We start from the raw sequence: 20,412 nt of genomic DNA on the forward strand, positions 1-20,412 counted from the left end.
GAAAAGGATTGGCTAAAAAGATTTTTTTTCTTGGATATGGCGCAGGCTTCCTCGCCATCCCACCCTACGTAAAAGCTGCGAAGAGCGACCGCTTTTATCCCTTATCCAAGAGGAGGCTTTAAACCTGAATTGTTGAATGAATAATTATTAACTATCAACTCTTAATTATTCATTATTAATTATTCATTATTAATTATTTGATAAACCCATCTATTAGTACCTTTGACCAAAACAAAATGGCTTCCATAGCTCGCAAAAATTTATTAGAAGATATTCCTCGGTTCATAGTAGCCCAAGCAGGGATATTATTTGCAGTCAGCTTAGTAACAATTCAAACAGGCATATTAAATGGGTTTGCTCGTTCCACAACCCTACTAATAGATAAATCCAATGCAGATATTTGGATCGCCTCTAATGAAATGGTCAACTTCGAGCTAACAGACCCCCTAATTTACGGTCAATTAAATCAAGCTAAAACAATAAAAGGCATCCAACAAGCAGAAGCTTTAATTTTAGGGTCAGTCAGATGGCGACCTCAGAATGGAGAAATGAGTCCATTAATGGTGGTTGGATTTAACCCAGATGGACAACTATTCAACCCAGGAAAAGTCATTGAAGGTAACCTCAGGGACCTAAAGCAACCATTCGCTGTGATGGCCGACCAAAGTAGATTATCCAGTATGCTTGCAGAAGGAGTAGGAACAACGGCGATCGCAGGTTCCCTACCAGCAAAATTAGTCGCAGTTACCAAAGGTACTCAGTCAATTGTATCCAGTACCTTGCTATTTACATCCCTAGAAAATGCTAATACATATATTAGTGCAGGTATTAACGCCGAAGTTAACTGCAAAGTTGTAGGAGCAGGAAATCTTCAATGTACAAAAGTAGTAGAAAAAAAAGACCCCACTCAAAAGTTGGAAGAAACGCCACCACCAAAAGAGTTAGAAGTAGCAGATCCGATCGCCTATATATTAGTCAAAGCTAAACCAGGTGAAGATTTACAAGTATTAAAACAAAAAATAGAAGAGGCGATGCCAGCTACTAATGCTTACACTAAAAATGAATTATCTGAAAAAACCAGATTTTTTTGGTTGGCACGAACAAATATTGGTTTAGTTTTGGGAATGGGTGCAGTAGTAGGTGTAATTGTAGGCATAGTAGTGGTCGCCCAGATTTTGTATTCATCTGTGTCCGATCACCTAAAGGAATTTGGTACTCTCAAGGCAATGGGTGCATCTGATAAGGAGTTGTATGCAGTAATTGTAGAGCAGGCAATTTGGATGGCAGTTTTAGGTTATCTCCCTGGGATGTTGGTGTGTTTAGGATTAAGTAGTTGGGTAGCAGGTAAAGGAATTATTATTTTGATTACACCTTTGTCTGCACTTGGAGTGTTAGGTATAACTGTTTTTATGTGTGTCGGGTCAGCTTTCTTTGCCATTCAAAAAGTAACTCGTATCGATCCTGCAATTGTATTTAAAGCTTAGAAATAATTTCAATACTACATCCTCTGTAATATCATGTCCGGATAATTAGGGCTTGCTGAATAAAGTATGAGTGGTAGGAGTAGGAGACAGGAGACAACCCACCCGCGGGCCTCGACCCTGGAGGGGAAGACAGGAGACAACCCACCCGCGGGTCCCGACCCTGGAGGGGAAGACAGGAGACAACCCACCCGCGGGTCCCGACCCTGGAGGGGAAGACAGGAGACAGGAGTAAACCCACCCCTAACCCCTCCCAGGAGGGGAATTTAGAAGAGGTAGGAGCTAAGTTTTGTCCTCAGATTTTTCTGTCCGAAGGTTTGCCTTTTATGCGTGCTTTTTTGAGGGTTTTAGACTAAAACCAACACACTTTTGGGGAATCAAAGAAGGTTCAAACCTTTACTTGTCAATGGTTTGATAATTAATCAGCAAGCCCTAATTAGTGATAAAAAAACTTTCTCCTTCAACTCCAGTTCTTCTTCTTCCTTCTTCCTTCTTCTTTCTTACCTCCTGACTCGGTCCTTCCCCTCCTGGCTCCCCTCCTGGGAGGGGCGGGGGTGGGTTGACTCCTGAGGACTCCGTCGTTATTTATAGCGCTGTGCGCAGGCAACAGCTCCGGAAAGCAACAGCTCCGGAAGGGGGAATCAATTGCCGATAACATAAGACTTTTAGGTATTTGGCCTCTCCTGCAATTTGTAAATATACCAGCGCTCATTGCTATATTTATAACTGTTCAACCGGACATGATATAATTCCCATTTCTCCTGAGTGCTGAGTTCTGAGTTCTAACTCCTACCCTTACCACTCATACTTTTTCAGCAAACCCTAATTAGGTGTTAGATGTTAGATACTATACCAATTTGATGCGAGACTCCACAGAATGGTGAAATTTATTAACTTGTCTGTCTAGAACTACAGTTAACTCTGATTAAGATATTATTCTCTGCAACTTTATATTCATTTGGTATGAGGTTTCTAAACCTTGAATCAAAGAGTGGTTAAATCTTCCTGAGACCAAATATGCCGATCAAAAAGTAGTTTTTCACCCGTCGCTCTAATGTTTAATATTTTTGCCATTTTTACCTAACTAAACTAACAAATATTCTCTTTTTTATATCCCTATAAAAAGTATATTGCCTAAAGGAAATCGGAGATAATTTAATCAAAAAAAGTTCACAATACATTCTTTTTTCTTTAATTGAAGCAAAAATATCATAATTTTTTATAGCGATTGATACAAATAAATATAGCACACATAAAACCATTAAATCAATTTTTTTATAGTCAAAAAAAGTATATTTTGGAAAAATAAATCATCATTAATATTCAACTAAAACTCATCATTTTGATATAAGTACAATATTTTAGTTATTTTACTTAATAGTTAATGTATTATTTTTACTTCATTTCCTGAAAAAGTGTCAGTAAATACAACTAGAAATCGAATAAAATGTTACAAAAACTATTATTGACATTGAGCTGAGTCACTATGACCTAGTGATACAGAACAAAATTTACTTACGCCATAATGCTGACTCAGACCCCTAGATACAAATCAATATTCTTACCATACAATTACAAGTATATGTAAATAACTCAGATAAATATAAAACTAAGGGCAGACTAAAAATGTCTAATATAAGCAAAAGTAAAGTCGAATATAACGAGCGATCGCTTAGAAAATTAGCTAGGGCTTTAACTATGTCTGAGGGCGATTTTTCCCTAATTTTAGTGCGTTGTAATTCTCCAGAATTAAGAGAACAGATCCTCGAAAAACTTAAACAAGAATACCCTGTAGAATACCAAGAATTAGCATTAGACAACTCTACTGATACACTTTACTCCAGTATCAACCAAAAGTTAGGGGAAATTTCTCCAAAAGCTTTAATGGTTAAGAGTTTAGAATCAGTCAATACTCTAGATAGATTATTAATAGCAGCTAACCTAGTCAGAAATAAATTCCAAAACTTTCAGTTTCCATTAGTATTATGGGTGACAGATGAAATTCACAAAAAGTTAATTCGTGTAGCACCAGATTTTCAAAGTTGGGCATCGGCCATTAGCTTTAATCCCAAATCTGCCTAAGCTTAACTTGAAAAAAATAAATTATTTGTATAATTTAATATAATTAAATCTTATAATTTGTTAACATCCTAGAAATATCCATGAATAAATATATTTTTTTGAAAAATAATTAAAAAAAAATAAAAAATTACATATTTAGCTAAAATTAGTGGTATGGAAAGAGGATTAATAAAATTATTAAACATTTTTGATATCTAGCTCAAAAGCCTGATTAACCTTCTATTCTGTCAGTGGAAACGCTAAATTTTGCTAATTTGGGTTGACAAAGACGACTCCCCATAGCGCAAGAAACCCGCCATTAGTATTTAGCCAACACCATAAAACTTGACAGAATAAGGAAGAAAAAACATGGAGACAGGTATTGAATCAATCCACGCCAGAGAAATTCTTGACTCCCGTGGTCGTCCAACCATCGAAGCGGAAGTCCAGCTAGCCAATGGAATAATTGGACTGGCCCAAGTGCCCAGTGGTGCATCTACAGGTAGCTTTGAAGCCCACGAACTTCGGGATGGAGATAAAGGACGCTACGGCGGTAAAGGAGTACTCACAGCAGTAAAAAACGTTGAAGAAAAAATTACCCCTGCCCTAATCAAAATCAATGCTCTCAACCAAACCTCAGTTGATAGCAAAATGCTCGAAATAGACGGCTCCCCCAATAAAAGTAATTTAGGTGCTAATGCTATCCTCGCTGTCTCCCTAGCTACTGCTAAAGCAGCCGCTAATGCTGTGGGTATGCCACTGTACCGCTATTTAGGTGGACCACAAGCCAGTCTGCTACCAGTACCTTTAATGAATGTAATTAATGGTGGTGCCCACGCTGCTAATAACGTAGACATTCAAGAATTTATGATCGTACCTGTAGGTGCGCCCTCATTTAAAGAAGCACTGCGCTGGGGTGCAGAAGTCTTCGCCACCCTCAGTGGAGTTCTAAAAGACAAAGGTTTACTAGGTGGAGTAGGAGACGAAGGTGGTTATGCTCCCAACTTAGGCTCAAACCAAGAAGCATTAGATATATTAATTGCAGCGATCGAGAAAGCAGGTTACAAACCAGGAGAACAAGTAGCTCTAGCGTTAGATGTAGCTGCTAGCGAATTTTACAAAGATGGTAACTATATTTACGACGGCGCAACTCATTCCCCTAGTGAATTAATTGATTATTTAGCTAGTTTAGTCGATCGATATCCCATTGTCTCCATAGAAGATGGCCTACATGAAGACGACTGGGACAGTTGGGTACAGCTAACCCAAAAATTAAGTAGCAAAATTCAATTAGTGGGAGATGACTTATTTGTTACCAACCCTTCTCGTTTACAAAAAGGCATTGATATGAGTGCTGGTAACTCAATTTTAATTAAACTGAACCAGATAGGTTCCCTGACTGAAACTTTAGAAACTATTGACTTAGCAACTCGTAATGGTTTCCGCTCAGTGATCAGTCACCGTTCAGGAGAAACAGAAGATACAACTATTGCTGACTTAGCAGTAGGAACACGAGCAGGTCAAATCAAAACAGGTTCCCTCTGTCGTAGCGAACGAGTAGCTAAATATAATCGACTGTTACGGATCGAGGATGAATTAGGCGATCGTGCCATCTATGCGGGTGCAGTAGGTTTAGGACCAAAAGGCCGAAATTAGGTTAGTGGTCTAATACCATCAAAAACTAAGTAACAACAAGAAAACTATCAGGGATAGAAACTCAAATGGGGTAATACCAGAGTTTCTTCCCATTTATTCGCAATAAAGCCAAAAGTTGACTGTTGACGATAGTCACTTTCTAAACTAAACTTGAAACTGTTAAATCTGTTACATCCTTAAATCAGGAAAATTTTTGATGGAGAATCAAACAAATGTTTCATTCATTGGCACAGGGACAATAGGCTGTCCAATGATATTTAAACTACCTGAGGGGGACGACCCAGCGAAACTATATGACAAATATAAATAAGCAGCAATACGGGAATATTCTTCAAAAGAAGCAACTAGAGGATGTAGAGAAATCATCACTTGCTTGTTTGCCCGTATAGGAGTATAACTTAGCTAATAGTTAAATTATTGACTGGCATTACTGCTAATGCTCAAAACAATAGTATTCCCTTAAACTTGATGTGGAATTTGATTAAAGCCTACCTTTGGTAGCAGTTTTGTACATTAAAAATCACCAAAATTTAATTTAGAGCATGGTTTGATAGAGCTAGCAAAAGCTCTTAGATAGCATTTTATAGAATATGTGAATGATGTCATCATCGAAAAAAAAGCTGACTTCAGTTAGAAAAAAACATGGGATTAAATTATAGATGTGATATAATTGAATAGTTGAACCATTTGGGCTGTCGATAACGAATCTAGTTATCAGCCTAATCATAGAATTATTCGCAAAATTAAGCATTTAGATGTTAGCAAAAATGCAAAAATACCATACATAATAAAAATGATTTCAGTTTTAGAAAAAGCTGTCAATTTAGTTACCCTCAGAAGGAGGATCTGCATTAACAATTAGCCTCTTGACATAAAATTACGCTAGCCTTAGAAAGAAAAACTACGGGCTTCAGTACCTCTTGCAACAGGAAAGCGAGAAGATGCAAAATTTTCTTTTTTATCTCCTTAATAGGGACAATACCTGATTTTTGTGGTCAATTAAAGATTGCTAGATCAAGGTTTGGAATACTTTTAGGGAGAGCAATTAAGCATAAACTAGATTGTTCGATAAAACCTAAATAGTTTACTAGCTAAGTGTTTGTTAATACAGCATTAGCTAGAAGATTAACGTGAAAAAAATCAATTAAAACAAAAACAGTTTGGAGTAAAAAAACAATGAGTCAATCAGTAAAAACTAACATCAACGAAAGTTTTAATGCCATCAAAGGAGCTCATATTCTCTCAGGTGATGCGGAAAAAATACAAGAATATTACGATCAATGGGCGGCTGCCTATAATAGCGATGTGTCTAACGAAGAGTATATTGGTCCTAAGTACATTGCCGATTTATTAGAAACTCTCAAGGGCGATAATGATTCAAAAGCAATAGATGCCAGTAATAAAAATATTGAAATTCTTGATGCAGGATGCGGTACAGGTTTAGTGGGTATTGTCCTCAAGCAAAAAGGTTATCATCATGTAGATGGTTCTGATTTATCAGAAGGAATGGTAGAAAAAGCCCGTGCGACAGGTGCTTATAATGTTCTGGAAAGTGGAATTGACCTCACTAAAATAAATGAAGCTTATGAGGACAATCAGTATGATGCTACAGTTTGTTGTGGTGTGTTCACTTTAGGTCATGTGCCTCCAACTGCTTTATCAGAACTAATCCGCATTACCAAACCAGGTGGCTGGGTAGTAGTAAGTACCCGCAAGAGCTATTACGATAGCACTGATTTCCAAGAAGTTTGCGATCGCTACCAACAAGAAGGTAAAGTCAAATTGGTCAATCATGTTAAAGATGGTCCATATATTGCTGAAGAAGGGGCGCATTATTGGGCTTTTGCAGTTTGTTAATTGACAAGCTGCGGTGAGCGAAGAGTGAAAGCTAACCTAGTAAAAGCTAACCAGATATAGGTTTGGCGATCGCGTGCAGCCAGTTTTACCTAGGATGTTGATTCTGATAATTTTTCCACCCCTGAAAAGTTATGCACCACTACTCCTGCTTATCTCTATGAACAGGAGATTATTAGATTATTAAAAGTGTTGCTCGGGTACTGTTTTGGAGTTAGTCTTAGTATTTCTAAGATCGCCCTTGTTATTTCCCTATAGGGCAAAAGAGTAAAACAGAAAACCTGATAGAATCAACTCCCTAGGTTTTACCGAAACCTTAACTATTTTCTAGCAATATGAAGAAAGCAAAAATTAGCTAACTCTATGGTTTTTATTGCGGAAATGTTAGATGGGAAATTGAACTATCAAATTGATACTATGGAAAGTCTACCAATTATCTCTTTATCAGAATTAGAAAAAGCTAGCCCAGAAGAAATCAAAAAATTGTACGATGTTTGCTACGAACATGGTTTTTTTTATATAAAAGAACATGGAATTGGCTCAGAAATAATCAATCAAACTATTGATGCATCCCGGAAGTTTTTTAAACTACCTGAAGATGTCAAACTAAACTATCGTCACGACATCCAAAAAGTTTATCCCAAACATTGTAGGGGTTACTCTCCTTTGTATGGGGAACTTCTGGATGGAGAACAAGCAGATCCTAAAGAAATTTTTGATTTAGGTATAGAAAGACCTTTATCAGAGCAACCATTTACAGGTCCGACAGTTATACCTGATGATAGTATAGCTCCAGGTTTTGCTAGTTCTCATTATCAGCTACAAAATGAAATTCTGACAAAAGTAGTTCCTAAATTATTAAAGGGATTAGCTTTAGCTTTAGGATTAGAAGCAAATTGGTTTGATAAATATTTTATAGATCCAACATTCATCCATCGGACGGTTTATTATCCGCCTGGTTTTGGCAAAGCGGGAAAACATACCGACACTGGAATTTTTACAGTCTTAATCCAAGAATACTTTCCTACTCCTTCTTTAAGGGTTTATACAAAAGATAAATGGATTGATGTTCCTTGTATAGAAGATACCTTTGTCATTAATTTAGGGGATATGTTACAGTATTGGACAGAAGGTTTATTTGTCAGCACTCCTCACGAAGTAATTCATAATCGTGCAAGCGACCGAGTTTCTATGCCTATTTTTGTTTTTCCAAATATTGAAACAATAATTCAACCTTTAGGTACTACTAAAACGATTCGTTCTAAGGAAGTGATGTTGAACAATTTTTTATCGATCTGGGAAACTGGTGAAGGGTCAGGTAGAGCTAAAGAATTAGTTTAATTAGAGATAGATAAGAATTTAATAATTTTCACGTATAACCCAATTTATTAAGGATTTGATACCTGTGCCTAAATTGGGTTAGTTTTAATTATAAGAATAAATAAGTGATATAATGTCGGCACTTTATCGTTTGTGTAAACCCAAGGGTGAATATCTACAAAAAATTTAAGTTTTTTTGGACTTTTAAGTCTTCTGTTCTAGATAACTAGGCGTTGATGATTCTGGGTATGATGCAAGCCCCCCTAACCCCCCAATTTTGGGGGGTATAAAACTCTAAAAGTCCCCCAAAATTGGGGAATTTAGGGGGCTTGACCAGAACCAAACAATTGCACATTCATACTTCAATTCAGCAACGCTGATAACTAATATAATATCCGAATAATTAGTTATTGTATGATGAGAGGAGTCAGTAGTCAGTAGGAAGAAAGGATGAAAGTTGGAATTATCTGGGAATATTCTGGCATTTTATGTCTGCATTGAATGGAATTAGAAAGTGCGATAACTGTATAACCGGATTTTATATAAAGCCTTCTTCCTTCTTCCTTCTTCCTTACCTTTACAATACCAATGCTACCGGAGATAATATGATTAATGAGTATGTTGAGATAGTCAATTATTATGACAACCTATTGACCAGTGGATACTTTGACTATGATTCCCTTAGCAATACCTTGTACAACTTACTTGGTACTAGAAGAAAAGTTTTAGATATTGGTGTAGGAACTGGATTACTTAGTGAAAAAATGCTTGCTTTGGCAAACTATAACATTGTTGGCGTTGATTTTTCTCCCCGAATGTTGGAAATTGCGAAGAAGAGATTAGCAAATTCAGATGTTAGATTGATTTGTGAAGATATTACACAATTTGAAACTGAGGAAAAGTTTGAAGCAATAGTTTCAACTGGAGGTGTGATTTGTATATTGGAAGAAGATGGAGAATATAGAATTTGTAGTCACATAACCGATCCAGAAAAAAATCAGCAGTTGTTGGCAAAGTTACACAGTCAGTTAGACGAGGATGGATTATTAGCACTAGGAATTCAGGGAACTCATACCAACTATAGAAAGGAAATCAAAGGTGAGATTTTTTATGAGCAGAAAATCAAGAAAGAGGGAAATTATATTGATAAGTGGTATGTGTTTTCTCAAGCTAATGGAGAAATTATCAGCGAACAATTTTGCCGTTTTTATGTTTTTGATAGACAACAGACAACTCAAATGCTGATTGATGCTGGATTTAAGCAAGGATATCAGATTATTGATGGCAAGTTTTTAGTCAGCTACAAATAATACAGCAATTATGACACAATTAATGGCGTTGCTGAAGCATTTGTATGATATTAATCTTAATTCTTTAGGAGTAAACCCACCCCCTAACGCCTCCCAGTAGGGGAACTCAGTCGGATCAACTCAAGAGGGAAGAAATAAGAAGAAAGAGCAGTAGAAGATCAAGTTTTTTTTTCGCGCTCTTATCCGGACATGATATCATACCTCAAGTCACCAACACCCAATTAATGAATGCTGTTTTTCTAAATGGGTAATTGTTTTTCCCCTAATCTACGGAAAAAATCAGGAAAAATATCAATGATTTGGTAAAATTGTGATTACACCATAATGACTACTCACATACTAAGTCAATAAATATCAGCAAAAAATGCAAAGTTTAGAAACAAAAAAATATTTCAACTGCCAAGAATTTGATGATTTTCTAATTGAAGAAGTGTACCTAGAAAATGTTTTAGTCAAAGGCAGTGAAATATGGTTTCGCTATCTCTGTTTTTGCTGGTTTTTGCGCTTATGGAGATAGAGAAAAAGTAATTAAAGCTTTTGGTAAAGACCTCTTTACTATGGAAGAAAATTTATATATTTGGTCAGAGTTACTGGGATTAAAAGGTTATATTCCTTGAAAATGTGTAGGAATGCCTGAAGAAACTCAACTTTATTTTTACAAGCTTTATCAACAAGGTGTGAGAAATCTGGCGATCGCTCTGTTTGAAAAGGAAATTTTGACACCGTTACAAAATAGTGGTAAGTCTGTAGAAAATTATTTTCAGGAAATTCAGAATCTATTCGGTCAAGTGTATGAAGAGCATCATACTATGCCAGAATGGTTGTGGCAAAAATTCGTCCAGTTCTCAGGAACTGTTCCCACCAATAATATTAAATTCGGTAGCATTGGTGTAATTAGATAAAGAGTGTGGGGAGTGTGGGGACCCACCCCTAACCCCTCCCAGGAGGGGAATATCGAGAAAGATTTGGCATTATGTGAAGATGGAACATTTTTTTATACCGAACCCGAGCAGATTTGATATAATTCTAGTTCTGACAAACAAAAATCCTAATTAACGACAAAAATCTCAAGAAAAAATATGGAAAACCTGTCAATTATTTCTCTCAAAAAATTAGCACAAGAAGATCCGCACGAAATCGAGCGATTATATCTTGCTTGCGACGATAGCGGTTTTTTCTATTTGAACGAGCATAGTATTGCCAAAGACATCATATTATAATCTCCTGTGAGCAATTTATCTCACATGGGAATTGACGGATATTACCAAATATCTCACAGATTTTACGGCTTATATCAATTACTTAATCTTAGGGGAAGCTAATCACTAATACCTGATTAAACAGAGAAATGCTATAGTATAATAGCCTGAAAATTATAGGTTTAATATTTTTTATATGCACAAAAACAAAGAAGATCCAGAAAAAAATTCTAATGATTTAGAAGACTGGGTTTTTGGTGCTGAAATAGCTCACAGATTTACTGATGAAGCAGAAAAACATATACCTGACTACTGGAAAGTAATAGAGCTAACAATTAATATACTTAAAGATAATATACCTCTAGATGGATTTATTGTAGACGTGGGATGTGCTAGTGGTAATACATTGTATTATTTATACAAACAGGGTTTCAAAAATTTGTTTGGGATAGATTATTCTCAAGAAATGCTAAATGTAGCTGGCAAAAATCTGAGTAAAGTTGACAAAGACTTTCCTTCAAGACTTTTTCAATCAGAAACATTCGTTCAAAATATGATTTTTAATGCTATTGTTTGTAACTGGACTCTTCACTTCATTCAAGAAAGACAAGCATACTTAAAAGCTATTTTTGATTCTCTAATTAGTAAAGGATTATTTATACTGACAGAAAAAACACTTCAAAGTCAAATAATAGAAAATCAATATATACTTTTTAAACAAGACCAAGGATTAAGTAATGAAGAAATTGAACGCAAGAAACAACAATTAGAAGGTATATTAGTTCCTCTATCTGTAAAACAAAATCTAGAGTTATTAGCTAAAACTGGTTTTTCTCAAATAGAAATAATCAATGCTAGACTAGGATTTGTAACTTTTTTGTGCATAAAACCCTAAGTAAACCACAAAAGGAATATTATAAATATGGACTTGTTAATCAATCAAATTCATTTATCCTAAAATCGCTATTCAAAAACTCTAATTGAGATAATATACTCTTTGCTTAACGCTACTGGTAGCGACTTCACAGCGATATTTGCGATCAACTAGCTAAATTTTTCAGTGGTGACATTATTGATGACAACCTCGCCAGTTTAATAGAGCTTGGTTAGTAGATGATGCTCTGCGGGTAATGAATTCAGTAAAAGAACCAATTTTGTATTTTGAACAGCCTTGTGAAACTGATGAAGAGTGTTTACAAGTACGTCAACTGACTTATTATCCAATTATTTTAGATGAATGTATTCAGCGTGATGGGGATGTTGTCCGCGCTCAAGCTGACAGTGCTTGTGAGGCTATTAACTTGAAGATTAATCGAGTTGGAGGTTTAACTAAAGCCAAGCGTATTCGAGACTTTTGCCTGGAAACGGGTATTAGGATGAATATTGAGGAAAGTGGCGGTAGCGTGATTGCAGATACTGAAGCAGTACACCTGGCTCAGAGTACCCCAGCAACTTATTTACGAGAACTTGGTTATGCCATGAAATCTTAACTGTGGATACAGCTACGGATGGTGCGCGAAATCAAGGGGGTAAAACTTATGCGCCAGAAGTTCCAGGATTGGGCGTAGAACCAAAAATGGATGTTTTGGGATAGGCGATCGCTGTTTATGATATACAGCGCTTTTCAAATTGATCAGGACTTACGCAACGGTACTAATTATAGTGGTTAAGTAAGCAATAATGACCAAATAATACACTATATGTAGCGGTACTGCGTAAATCCTGTTGATGAACCACATCTCCATAATCAAAACCCAGTAGGGACGCCCTTATGCAACGTCCCTACTGTGGTCTACTGAAATGAAAATTGCTGTAAGTTTCTAACGATATCAAATCTAGAACACTGCGGGCTACCTTCACTGCACTTGAATATACGATGTAGGAACCAAGAGTTCTATTATCTTTTCAATATAGATTAAAGATGCTCTTATCTTTGATACACTTTCTGATAAATTAGTCAAGTTTAAATAAAGTCTGTGAAATACTTCTTCTTATCAGAGGGGTGGGCCGTAGGTAGAATTTGGACGGTCGGTGGTCTCTGGAGTGAAACAGCTTGGAGACGAGCGCCAGATATTGAAAAAATGAATCTTTGTATTTTGGATAAAAATGAAACAATGTGGCTGCATCGAGTCGAAGAAGCAGTATTGATGGTAGAGATTTATCCCACTGCTGAAGCCCAAAAGTCTGCTTCTAATCAGAATATTGGCAATGTGGTGTTGACCCGCTTGATTAATTCTGAAAAAGTCTTGGAATATCTTTGTACTACCTCAGCCATCTGTCAAATTGGCTAAAGTCATTAGGCTTGAGTCTCAAGTCAAAAGTTAACTTAACTAAATATTAATCATCAATTTTCTTGCTTTTGTAATGTTGGCTTGCGATTAACTTCAAAACTCTATACAATTCTTGAAATAGTTTTAACTTTTATGCCCCTATCTGATAAAATAGGCCATATTGTCCCTCACTATCTTGACAATTGGACTATAATTGGGGCAACTTTACGTAAACCGTTGAGAGGCCTCACAGCATAATTTTCAATTTGGTGTGAAATGAATCGGCGGTAAGCGTAAAATCTGACTGCGGAGCTAGGCGCGTAGTTTTTCGATCTGCAAAAAGGGCGGTGGGGCATCCCGTCCTTAAAGCTCGTGGAGTCCGATGCAATAGCAGGACTGCGAAGCGAGAAGCCTACACTATACCGAATGGTTAGTGTGGGAGTATGTCACGGCAACTTTACGTAAACCGTTGAGAAGCCTCACAGCATAATTTTCAATTTGGTGTCAGATGAGTTGATAGATGGTTTCCTAGTTCTAAGACTTGCAGTAGGTGTGGTCAAGTGAAGCAGTCTCTATCCTTATCAGAGCACATTTTTGAATATGAAAACTGTGGCTTAAGTTGCGATTGCTCCGCAACCCTAGGGCAAACGAGATTTGTTTGCAGAGCATGACCTAGGAAATGCTAGCTTAAATCTAGCTATGGCGGTCAGTTTGCTCCGCAAGGCTGGCGCGAACAACCGTGACAGCTTGCGGACTGGACAGGCGCCGACTTTGCCAGTGGAATAGGGAATAGAACAGGTTATTTATAGAAAATCATAGATTTTTGGAGATAATCGTAGGTTTCTAAGAACGGCATAACAAACAAAAGAAAAAAGCTTTCAGTATAGACATCACTTAATAAGGAGGAGTGTAGTCAATGGGACTACCTTGGTATCGAGTACATACAGTTGTTCTGAACGATCCAGGACGACTAATATCCGTGCATTTAATGCACACTGCTCTAGTAGCAGGTTGGGCTGGCTCAATGGCCCTTTATGAACTAGCAATCTTCGATCCTAGCGATCCAGTCCTGAACCCCATGTGGCGTCAGGGAATGTTCGTCATGCCATTTATGGCACGTCTAGGTGTTACCCAATCTTGGGGTGGTTGGAGCGTTACTGGAGAAGCAGCTTCTAACCCTGGCTTTTGGTCTTTTGAAGGTGTAGCAGCAGCTCATATTATTCTTTCTGGTCTGCTGTTCCTAGCTGCTGTATGGCACTGGGTTTTTTGGGACTTAGAACTTTTCTTTGACCAACGTACCGGAGAACCTGCTCTAGACCTACCAAAAATGTTTGGTATTCACTTATTCTTATCTGGTTTACTCTGTTTTGGCTTTGGAGCCTTCCATTTAACAGGAGTATTTGGTCCAGGAATGTGGGTATCAGACCCCTATGGATTAACGGGTTCTATTCAGCCAGTAGCCCCGGCCTGGGGACCGGAAGGATTTAACCCATTTAATCCTGGTGGTATTGTCGCCCACCACATTGCAGCTGGAATTGTGGGAATTATTGCTGGTTTGTTCCACCTATCTGTAAGACCACCAGAACGTCTCTACAGAGCCTTGCGGATGGGTAACATTGAAACAGTCCTCTCAAGCAGTATCGCAGCAGTTTTCTTTGCAGCCTTTGTTGTCGCTGGCACAATGTGGTACGGCAGTGCGGCTACCCCTATTGAATTATTTGGCCCTACTCGTTATCAATGGGATAACGGTTACTTCCAGGAAGAAATTGATCGTCGCGTTCAATCTGAAATAGCAGCAGGTCAAACTGCTTCAGAAGCTTGGTCAACTATTCCTGAAAAATTAGCTTTCTACGACTATGTTGGTAATAGCCCTGCGAAAGGTGGTCTTTTCCGTGTTGGCCCAATGAATAATGGTGATGGTCTTGCTCAAGGTTGGCTTGGTCATCCAGTATTTAAGGATAAGGATGGCGAGGAATTATTTGTGCGTCGTCTACCAAACTTCTTTGAAACTTTCCCCGTTATCTTGACCAATGCTGATGGTGTAGTCAAGGCTGATATTCCTTTCCGTCGTTCAGAATCAAAATATAGTTTTGAGGAGAAGGGCGTAACAGTTAGCTTCTTAGGCGGTGAACTTAATGGTCAAACGTTTACTAAAGCTACAGATGTTAAGAAGTATGCTCGTAAAGCTCAGATAGGTGAACCTTTTGAGTTTGACCAAGAAACTTTAGGGTCTGACGGTGTATTCCGGACTAGCACTCGTGGCTGGTTTACTTATGGCCACGCTTGTTTTGCTCTACTTTTCTTCTTCGGTCATATTTGGCATGGATGTCGGACTTTGTTCCGCGATGTATTCGCAGGTATTGACCCAGACCTAGAGGAACAAGTAGAGTTTGGTCTATTCCAGAAATTGGGAGACCTAAGTACTCGTAGGAAGGAAACCTAAAGCTACTGTGGTTTAACCAATAATAAAAGTAGACCACTAAGAAAACTAGGTATCTCTCATCTTCAAATTTTCGATAAAAGTCCAACGACTACTTTGATAAAAGTTACAAAGTATTTTCGTTGGACTTTTTTTGACGTTCAACTGGTAAACTAATATAGAACTGGATTTTCAGGAAATTCCCTTATGGAAAGCGCAGCTTACATATTAGTATTGGCTTTGGCCTTGGGTGTGATATTTTTTGCGATCGCCTTCCGCGATCCTCCCAGAATTGGAAAGTAATTAGTTTTGATCGTTTTAATTATCAAATAAATTGCTTTTTTTATGATCGATGAGTGCTGAGTTCTCAACCCAGTACTCATTTTTTATAACTTTAAATAAGTTACTATTGGCCTAATTTAGGATAGAATATTTATGTCTGAACTTATGTCTAAAAAATTTAAAGTATGCGATGTCCAGTGTGCCAACATACAAATAGTCGTGTTCTAGAGTCGCGTTCAGCTGAATCTGGTAAGAGTATCCGACGTCGGCGGGAATGTTTGAACTGCCAGCATCGTTTCACGACTTATGAAAGAATAGAGTTTGTTACAGTAACAGTGATTAAAAAGGACGGTAAAAAAGAGTCTTTTGATAAGTTGAAATTACTCCGAGGTATTGTCCGCTCCTGTGAAAAAACTGGTATTGAACCTACTGAACTCGAAGCTCTTGTAGATGAAATTGAAGTTGAGCTACAGGGTAGATCCCAGAGAGAAGTTACTAGCGCTGAAATTGGTGAAATTGTTCTGAGTAAATTAGTTCACATTAGTGAAGTTGCTTATATCCGTTTTGCTTCTGTTTATCGTAAATTTCAAGGTATTAGAGATTTTGTAGATACTTTAAATCATCTCCAAAATCAAAAAAATAATTTAGATTTTAATTCTACTGCCCTAGAAAGTTCTGAAATTTCTCCAAAACCAGATGCTATTGATTGTGAAACCCCTGCTTCTTTTGTCACCTCGTCTTAAACTTAATGGACATCTCCACCAAAAGAGGGAATAGGGAGTAGGGAAAAAGAATTGATGAATAAGAGTACGATAATTGATTTAATTTTTTATTATGCGAGATGTCTAATGATAATAACTATGACAGTAAGTAAGCTCAAGATATTTTGGAGCTGAACTGGTTAAAAGAATAGTGGATCGATAAATTAATGTGGCCTCAAACTTACTTAGAGGAAAGAATTAGGTAATTTAAGCAAGCCAAATTATTAGATATCAGGTTAAATAATCTGCAATATTTGTCCTAAATACAGATAAAACTATGGCTTAGGACTATTTAGGTAATAAATGGTTAACGAAAAACCGACATCAAAGTTTATGGTAAAATAAACTGTTTTGAGTAATAATAGTAGGTTAGGGTTAGCTTTTGCAGGGTAGAATCTATATGATAGTCTTGACCAGAGCAGAGTACTTTAATACTCTAGGTCAAGTTTAACTCTGAATGAAACTGACCTAAATTTAAAGAATAGAAAGGCCATAACCAGGCAAGAACTATTAGCCAAAAGACTCTAAAGGTCTTAGTAGGAGCTGATGTCTTGGCAGTACAAGAGCTTTGTAATTAATATCTAGGTAAAAGAATACCTAAATTAATTTATATATGCTCTTAAATATATAAGGGGTTGATGTTGGAGTTGAAAATTTTCTAGCAACAACTGAATTGTGAGTTGATTGAAACCCTAGATTCTGGAAATAACTACATAGTAAGCTGAAATTGCTACAACGTAGAGTCAAATTCAAGCTTCTTGGGTTCAGCAAATCGACATCAACTTAACCATAAAGATAGCCAGAGTTGATCAAAAAATCTCAGACACCCGAAAAGACTTTCACTTTAAATTAGTTCATCATTATATGTGACCAAGCTGGAATGATATTTGTGGAAGACTTAGACTTGAAAACCTGGGCCAAAGGAATGTTAAGTAAACATACTTTAGATGCAGGGTTCGGTCAGTTATTCAAGCCTCTTGGCTTGGGTATGCTGGAAACGAGGGGTTTATTTGGGTAAGGTAGACTACAGATATACCAGTCAAATTTGTCCAAATTGTGGAGCGCATGCAGGCAAAAAAGACCTGTCTGAGCGCGAACATAAATTTCCTGAATGTCACTACTTAATCAACCGGGATACAGCAGCAGCAAAAGTGATTTGTCATCGAGGTGTCACTGCGGCCTTTGCAGATCGTAGAGCAAATTGACTGTCTAGGCGTACTGTCGGGGGCTGGCAACAGTCTAGATAAGTGCCACTCAAGCAGTAAACCTAAATCGTGAGGTTTGGGTTTCTCCCGTTAAATTAAAGATTATAACGGGAGAGGATGTCAAGAAACCATGATTTTGTCAAGGAGAGTTTTGCCTCATACATATAACCTATAAAATATTAATTAGACAGGCTAAATATAATCTAATAGCTCCTATTTTTTGGTGAGAGGAAAACTATCAAGACAAGTAAAAAACATTAAGGAGAGAAATCCCAAGAAACTATAACGCATGACAAATTTGAAAACACCCGCCAAAGAAGTTGGCTTTACTCACGAAGATTTTGCAGCTTTATTAGATAAATATGACTATCACTTTAGTCCTGGAGATATTGTAGCAGGAACAGTGTTTAGCATAGAACCAAGAGGAGCATTGATTGATATTGGAGCAAAAACTGCTGCTTATATCCCTATCCAAGAAATGTCAATCAATAGGGTCGAAAACCCTGAAGAAGTTATACAGTCAAATGAAACAAGAGAATTTTTTATCTTAACAGATGAAAATGAAGATGGACAGTTAACTTTATCCATCCGACGAATAGAATATATGCGGGCCTGGGAAAGGGTCCGACAATTACAAGCTGAAGATGCAACAGTACGCTCACAAGTATTTGCAACAAACCGTGGTGGTGCTTTAGTTAGGATAGAAGGACTGCGTGGGTTTATTCCTGGTTCGCACATTAGTACGCGTAAACCAAAAGAAGATTTACTTAACGAAGAATTGCCTCTAAAATTTTTAGAAGTAGATGAAGAACGTAATCGTCTGGTTCTAAGTCATCGTCGCGCTTTAGTTGAGCGGAAGATGAATCGTTTAGAAGTAGGAGAGGTAGTTATAGGGGCAGTTCGTGGTATTAAGCCCTATGGTGCCTTTATTGATATTGGTGGTGTTAGTGGCCTATTGCACATATCAGAAATTTCTCACGATCATATTGAAACTCCTAGTAGCGTATTAAAAGTCAATGATGAGCTAAAAGTTATGATTATTGACCTTGATTCTGACAGAGGCCGGATATCTCTGTCAACTAAGCAACTAGAACCAGAACCAGGGGCCATGGTCAAAAATCCACAACTGGTATATGACCAAGCAGAAGAAATGGCGGCTAAGTTTAGAGAAAAAATGCTTGCTGCACAACGGGGAGAGACGATTGAAGAAACAGTTGAAGCAACAGTAGAAACAGCAGAAGCACCTGAAGTGGAAGCAACAGTAGAAACAGCAGAAGCACCTGAAGTGGAAGCGATAGTAGAAACAGCAGAAGCACCTGAAGTGGAAGTGGCAGTAGAAACAACAGAAGCACCTGAAGTGGAAGTGGCAGTAGAAACAACAGAAGCACCTGAAGTGGAAGCGATAGTAGAAACAACAGAAGCACCTGAAGTGGAAGCGATAGTAGAAACAACAGAAGCACCTGAAGTGGAAGCGACAGTAGAAACAACAGAAGCACCTGAAGTGGAAGCGACAGTAGAAACAACAGAAGCACCTGAAGTGGAAGCGACAGTAGAAACAACAGAAGCACCTGAAGTGGATGAAGAAAAATCAGCAGCAGCTGTAGAATAAGTAAATCGAGGCTAGTAGGTGAATAGGGAGTAAATAAAATAATTAAGTTAGAAAATAACTAAATCAAAAATAACTTATAGCTACTCCCTATATCCTGCTGACTTAATATTCTCAATCAGAATAAACTCTAGTAATAATTAAAAATATATTCTTCCCTATTTTAAAGAATGGTAGCTATTAACTGCCGAGATGTAATATTCCAAGATATTCAAGCAATAATTTTTGATAAAGATGGCACTTTGGAAAATTCTCAAGAGTTTCTCAGAAATTTAGGACAAAAGCTGGCTCGCCTCATAGACGCTAAAATTCCAGGAATTGGAGAACCATTACTAATGTCCTTTGGAATTAATGGACACAGTATTAACCCTACAGGATTAATGGCCGTTGGAAGTAGGCGAGAAAATGAAATTGCAGCAGCAGCTTATATTGCTGAGACAGGTCGAGGATGGTTAGAGTCACTAGCTATTGCTAAAGAGACTTTTGAAGAAGCTGAAAAAATCATGCAACAGTCTGAACCTTCTCCTATATTTACAGGAAGTCTGGAAGTGTTGAAGTACCTCTGGGAAAAGGGTATAAAACTGGGCATATTATCTGCGGCTTCCACAAAAGCAGTACAAAATTTTGTCAAATACTATCAACTCAATGATTATATCCAACTAGAAATGGGGGTTGATGATGGCCTTAGTAAACCAGATCCAGAACTATTTTTACAAGCTTGCCAAAAATTAGGAGTGGCACCAGATAAAGTATTAATGGTTGGAGATTCTCCTATGGATATAGAAATGGCTAAAAAAGCAGGAGCAGCAGGTTGTATAGGAATTTGTTGGGGCAAGCCAGAAGTTAGCTATTTACAGGCAGCAGATGTAGCGATCGCCCAATTAGAAGAAATTAAAGTATTTTCAATAATTAATAATTAATAAGTAACTTCCTGTATAGTTAGCATTGGCGACAAGATTAATTAATATAGTTGTCGCTAAATAGATGG

Annotated in this window: 17 protein-coding genes and 2 pseudogenes; all 19 read left to right on the top strand. The window is 37.4% G+C overall.

Going from position 1 to position 20,412, the window contains the following annotated elements; all coding sequences use genetic code 11:
• The first annotated feature begins 236 nt into the window (after window positions 1-236).
• The 19 genes and pseudogenes from F6K15_RS15625 (at window position 237) to F6K15_RS15715 (ending at window position 20,344) form a co-directional block, all read left to right on the top strand.
• Complete coding sequence (locus F6K15_RS15625; RefSeq protein ID WP_293062201.1) at window positions 237-1,484, top strand: FtsX-like permease family protein; 1,248 nt, start codon at window positions 237-239, stop codon at window positions 1,482-1,484.
• A gap of 1,623 nt (window positions 1,485-3,107) precedes the next feature.
• A complete protein-coding gene (locus tag F6K15_RS15630) occupies window positions 3,108-3,563 on the top strand; it encodes a hypothetical protein (RefSeq protein WP_293062203.1) in 456 nt (151 codons plus the stop codon).
• A gap of 348 nt (window positions 3,564-3,911) precedes the next feature.
• A complete protein-coding gene (gene eno, locus F6K15_RS15635) occupies window positions 3,912-5,198 on the top strand; it encodes a phosphopyruvate hydratase (RefSeq protein ID WP_293062205.1) in 1,287 nt (428 codons plus the stop codon).
• A 1,176-nt stretch (window positions 5,199-6,374) separates the two neighbouring features.
• On the top strand, window positions 6,375-7,055 hold the full coding sequence (locus F6K15_RS15640; RefSeq protein WP_293062207.1) for a class I SAM-dependent methyltransferase: 681 nt from the start codon (window positions 6,375-6,377) through the stop codon (window positions 7,053-7,055).
• A 360-nt stretch (window positions 7,056-7,415) separates the two neighbouring features.
• Window positions 7,416-8,393, top strand: coding sequence for an isopenicillin N synthase family oxygenase (locus tag F6K15_RS15645; RefSeq protein ID WP_293062209.1), 978 nt, complete (start codon window positions 7,416-7,418; stop codon window positions 8,391-8,393).
• Between the two features lie 584 nt (window positions 8,394-8,977).
• Entirely contained in the window at window positions 8,978-9,682 is a 705-nt protein-coding gene (locus F6K15_RS15650) for a bifunctional 2-polyprenyl-6-hydroxyphenol methylase/3-demethylubiquinol 3-O-methyltransferase UbiG (protein WP_293062211.1), read from the top strand.
• 364 nt (window positions 9,683-10,046) lie between these two features.
• Window positions 10,047-10,199, top strand: coding sequence for a hypothetical protein (locus F6K15_RS15655; RefSeq protein WP_293062213.1), 153 nt, complete (start codon window positions 10,047-10,049; stop codon window positions 10,197-10,199).
• Window positions 10,200-10,311: 112 nt separating this feature from the next.
• Window positions 10,312-10,584 (top strand): hypothetical protein, encoded by a 273-nt coding sequence (locus F6K15_RS15660; RefSeq protein WP_293062215.1) that lies wholly within the window; start codon window positions 10,312-10,314, stop codon window positions 10,582-10,584.
• A gap of 493 nt (window positions 10,585-11,077) precedes the next feature.
• Window positions 11,078-11,776, top strand: coding sequence for a methyltransferase domain-containing protein (locus F6K15_RS15665; RefSeq protein WP_293062217.1), 699 nt, complete (start codon window positions 11,078-11,080; stop codon window positions 11,774-11,776).
• 208 nt (window positions 11,777-11,984) lie between these two features.
• Window positions 11,985-12,371 (top strand): annotated as a pseudogene (locus tag F6K15_RS15670) (enolase C-terminal domain-like protein); the annotation flags it as partial.
• Between the two features lie 486 nt (window positions 12,372-12,857).
• Window positions 12,858-13,172, top strand: coding sequence for a hypothetical protein (locus F6K15_RS15675; RefSeq protein WP_293062219.1), 315 nt, complete (start codon window positions 12,858-12,860; stop codon window positions 13,170-13,172).
• 503 nt (window positions 13,173-13,675) lie between these two features.
• Window positions 13,676-13,822: pseudogene (locus F6K15_RS15680) on the top strand (RNA-guided endonuclease TnpB family protein); the annotation flags it as partial.
• Window positions 13,823-14,067: 245 nt separating this feature from the next.
• Entirely contained in the window at window positions 14,068-15,594 is a 1,527-nt protein-coding gene (gene psbB / locus F6K15_RS15685; protein WP_293062221.1) for a photosystem II chlorophyll-binding protein CP47, read from the top strand.
• Window positions 15,595-15,777: 183 nt separating this feature from the next.
• Complete coding sequence (locus F6K15_RS15690; protein WP_011613950.1) at window positions 15,778-15,873, top strand: photosystem II reaction center protein T; 96 nt, start codon at window positions 15,778-15,780, stop codon at window positions 15,871-15,873.
• A gap of 164 nt (window positions 15,874-16,037) precedes the next feature.
• The gene (gene nrdR / locus F6K15_RS15695) at window positions 16,038-16,595 is read left to right on the top strand and encodes a transcriptional regulator NrdR (RefSeq protein WP_293062226.1); all 558 of its coding nucleotides are present in this window, start codon (window positions 16,038-16,040) and stop codon (window positions 16,593-16,595) included.
• A 907-nt stretch (window positions 16,596-17,502) separates the two neighbouring features.
• Complete coding sequence (locus tag F6K15_RS15700) at window positions 17,503-17,631, top strand: hypothetical protein (protein ID WP_293062228.1); 129 nt, start codon at window positions 17,503-17,505, stop codon at window positions 17,629-17,631.
• Window positions 17,624-17,818, top strand: a complete 195-nt coding sequence (locus F6K15_RS15705) for a zinc ribbon domain-containing protein (protein ID WP_293062230.1) — start codon at window positions 17,624-17,626, stop codon at window positions 17,816-17,818. The genes F6K15_RS15700 and F6K15_RS15705 overlap by 8 nt, the downstream gene beginning before the upstream one ends.
• 289 nt (window positions 17,819-18,107) lie before the next feature.
• Entirely contained in the window at window positions 18,108-19,427 is a 1,320-nt protein-coding gene (locus F6K15_RS15710; protein ID WP_293062232.1) for a 30S ribosomal protein S1, read from the top strand.
• A gap of 167 nt (window positions 19,428-19,594) precedes the next feature.
• On the top strand, window positions 19,595-20,344 hold the full coding sequence (locus tag F6K15_RS15715; protein ID WP_293062234.1) for an HAD family hydrolase: 750 nt from the start codon (window positions 19,595-19,597) through the stop codon (window positions 20,342-20,344).
• Window positions 20,345-20,412: the final 68 nt, after the last annotated feature.

The organism is Okeania sp. SIO2B3 (assembly GCF_010672525.1).
Taxonomy (GTDB): Bacteria; Cyanobacteriota; Cyanobacteriia; order Cyanobacteriales; family Microcoleaceae; genus Okeania.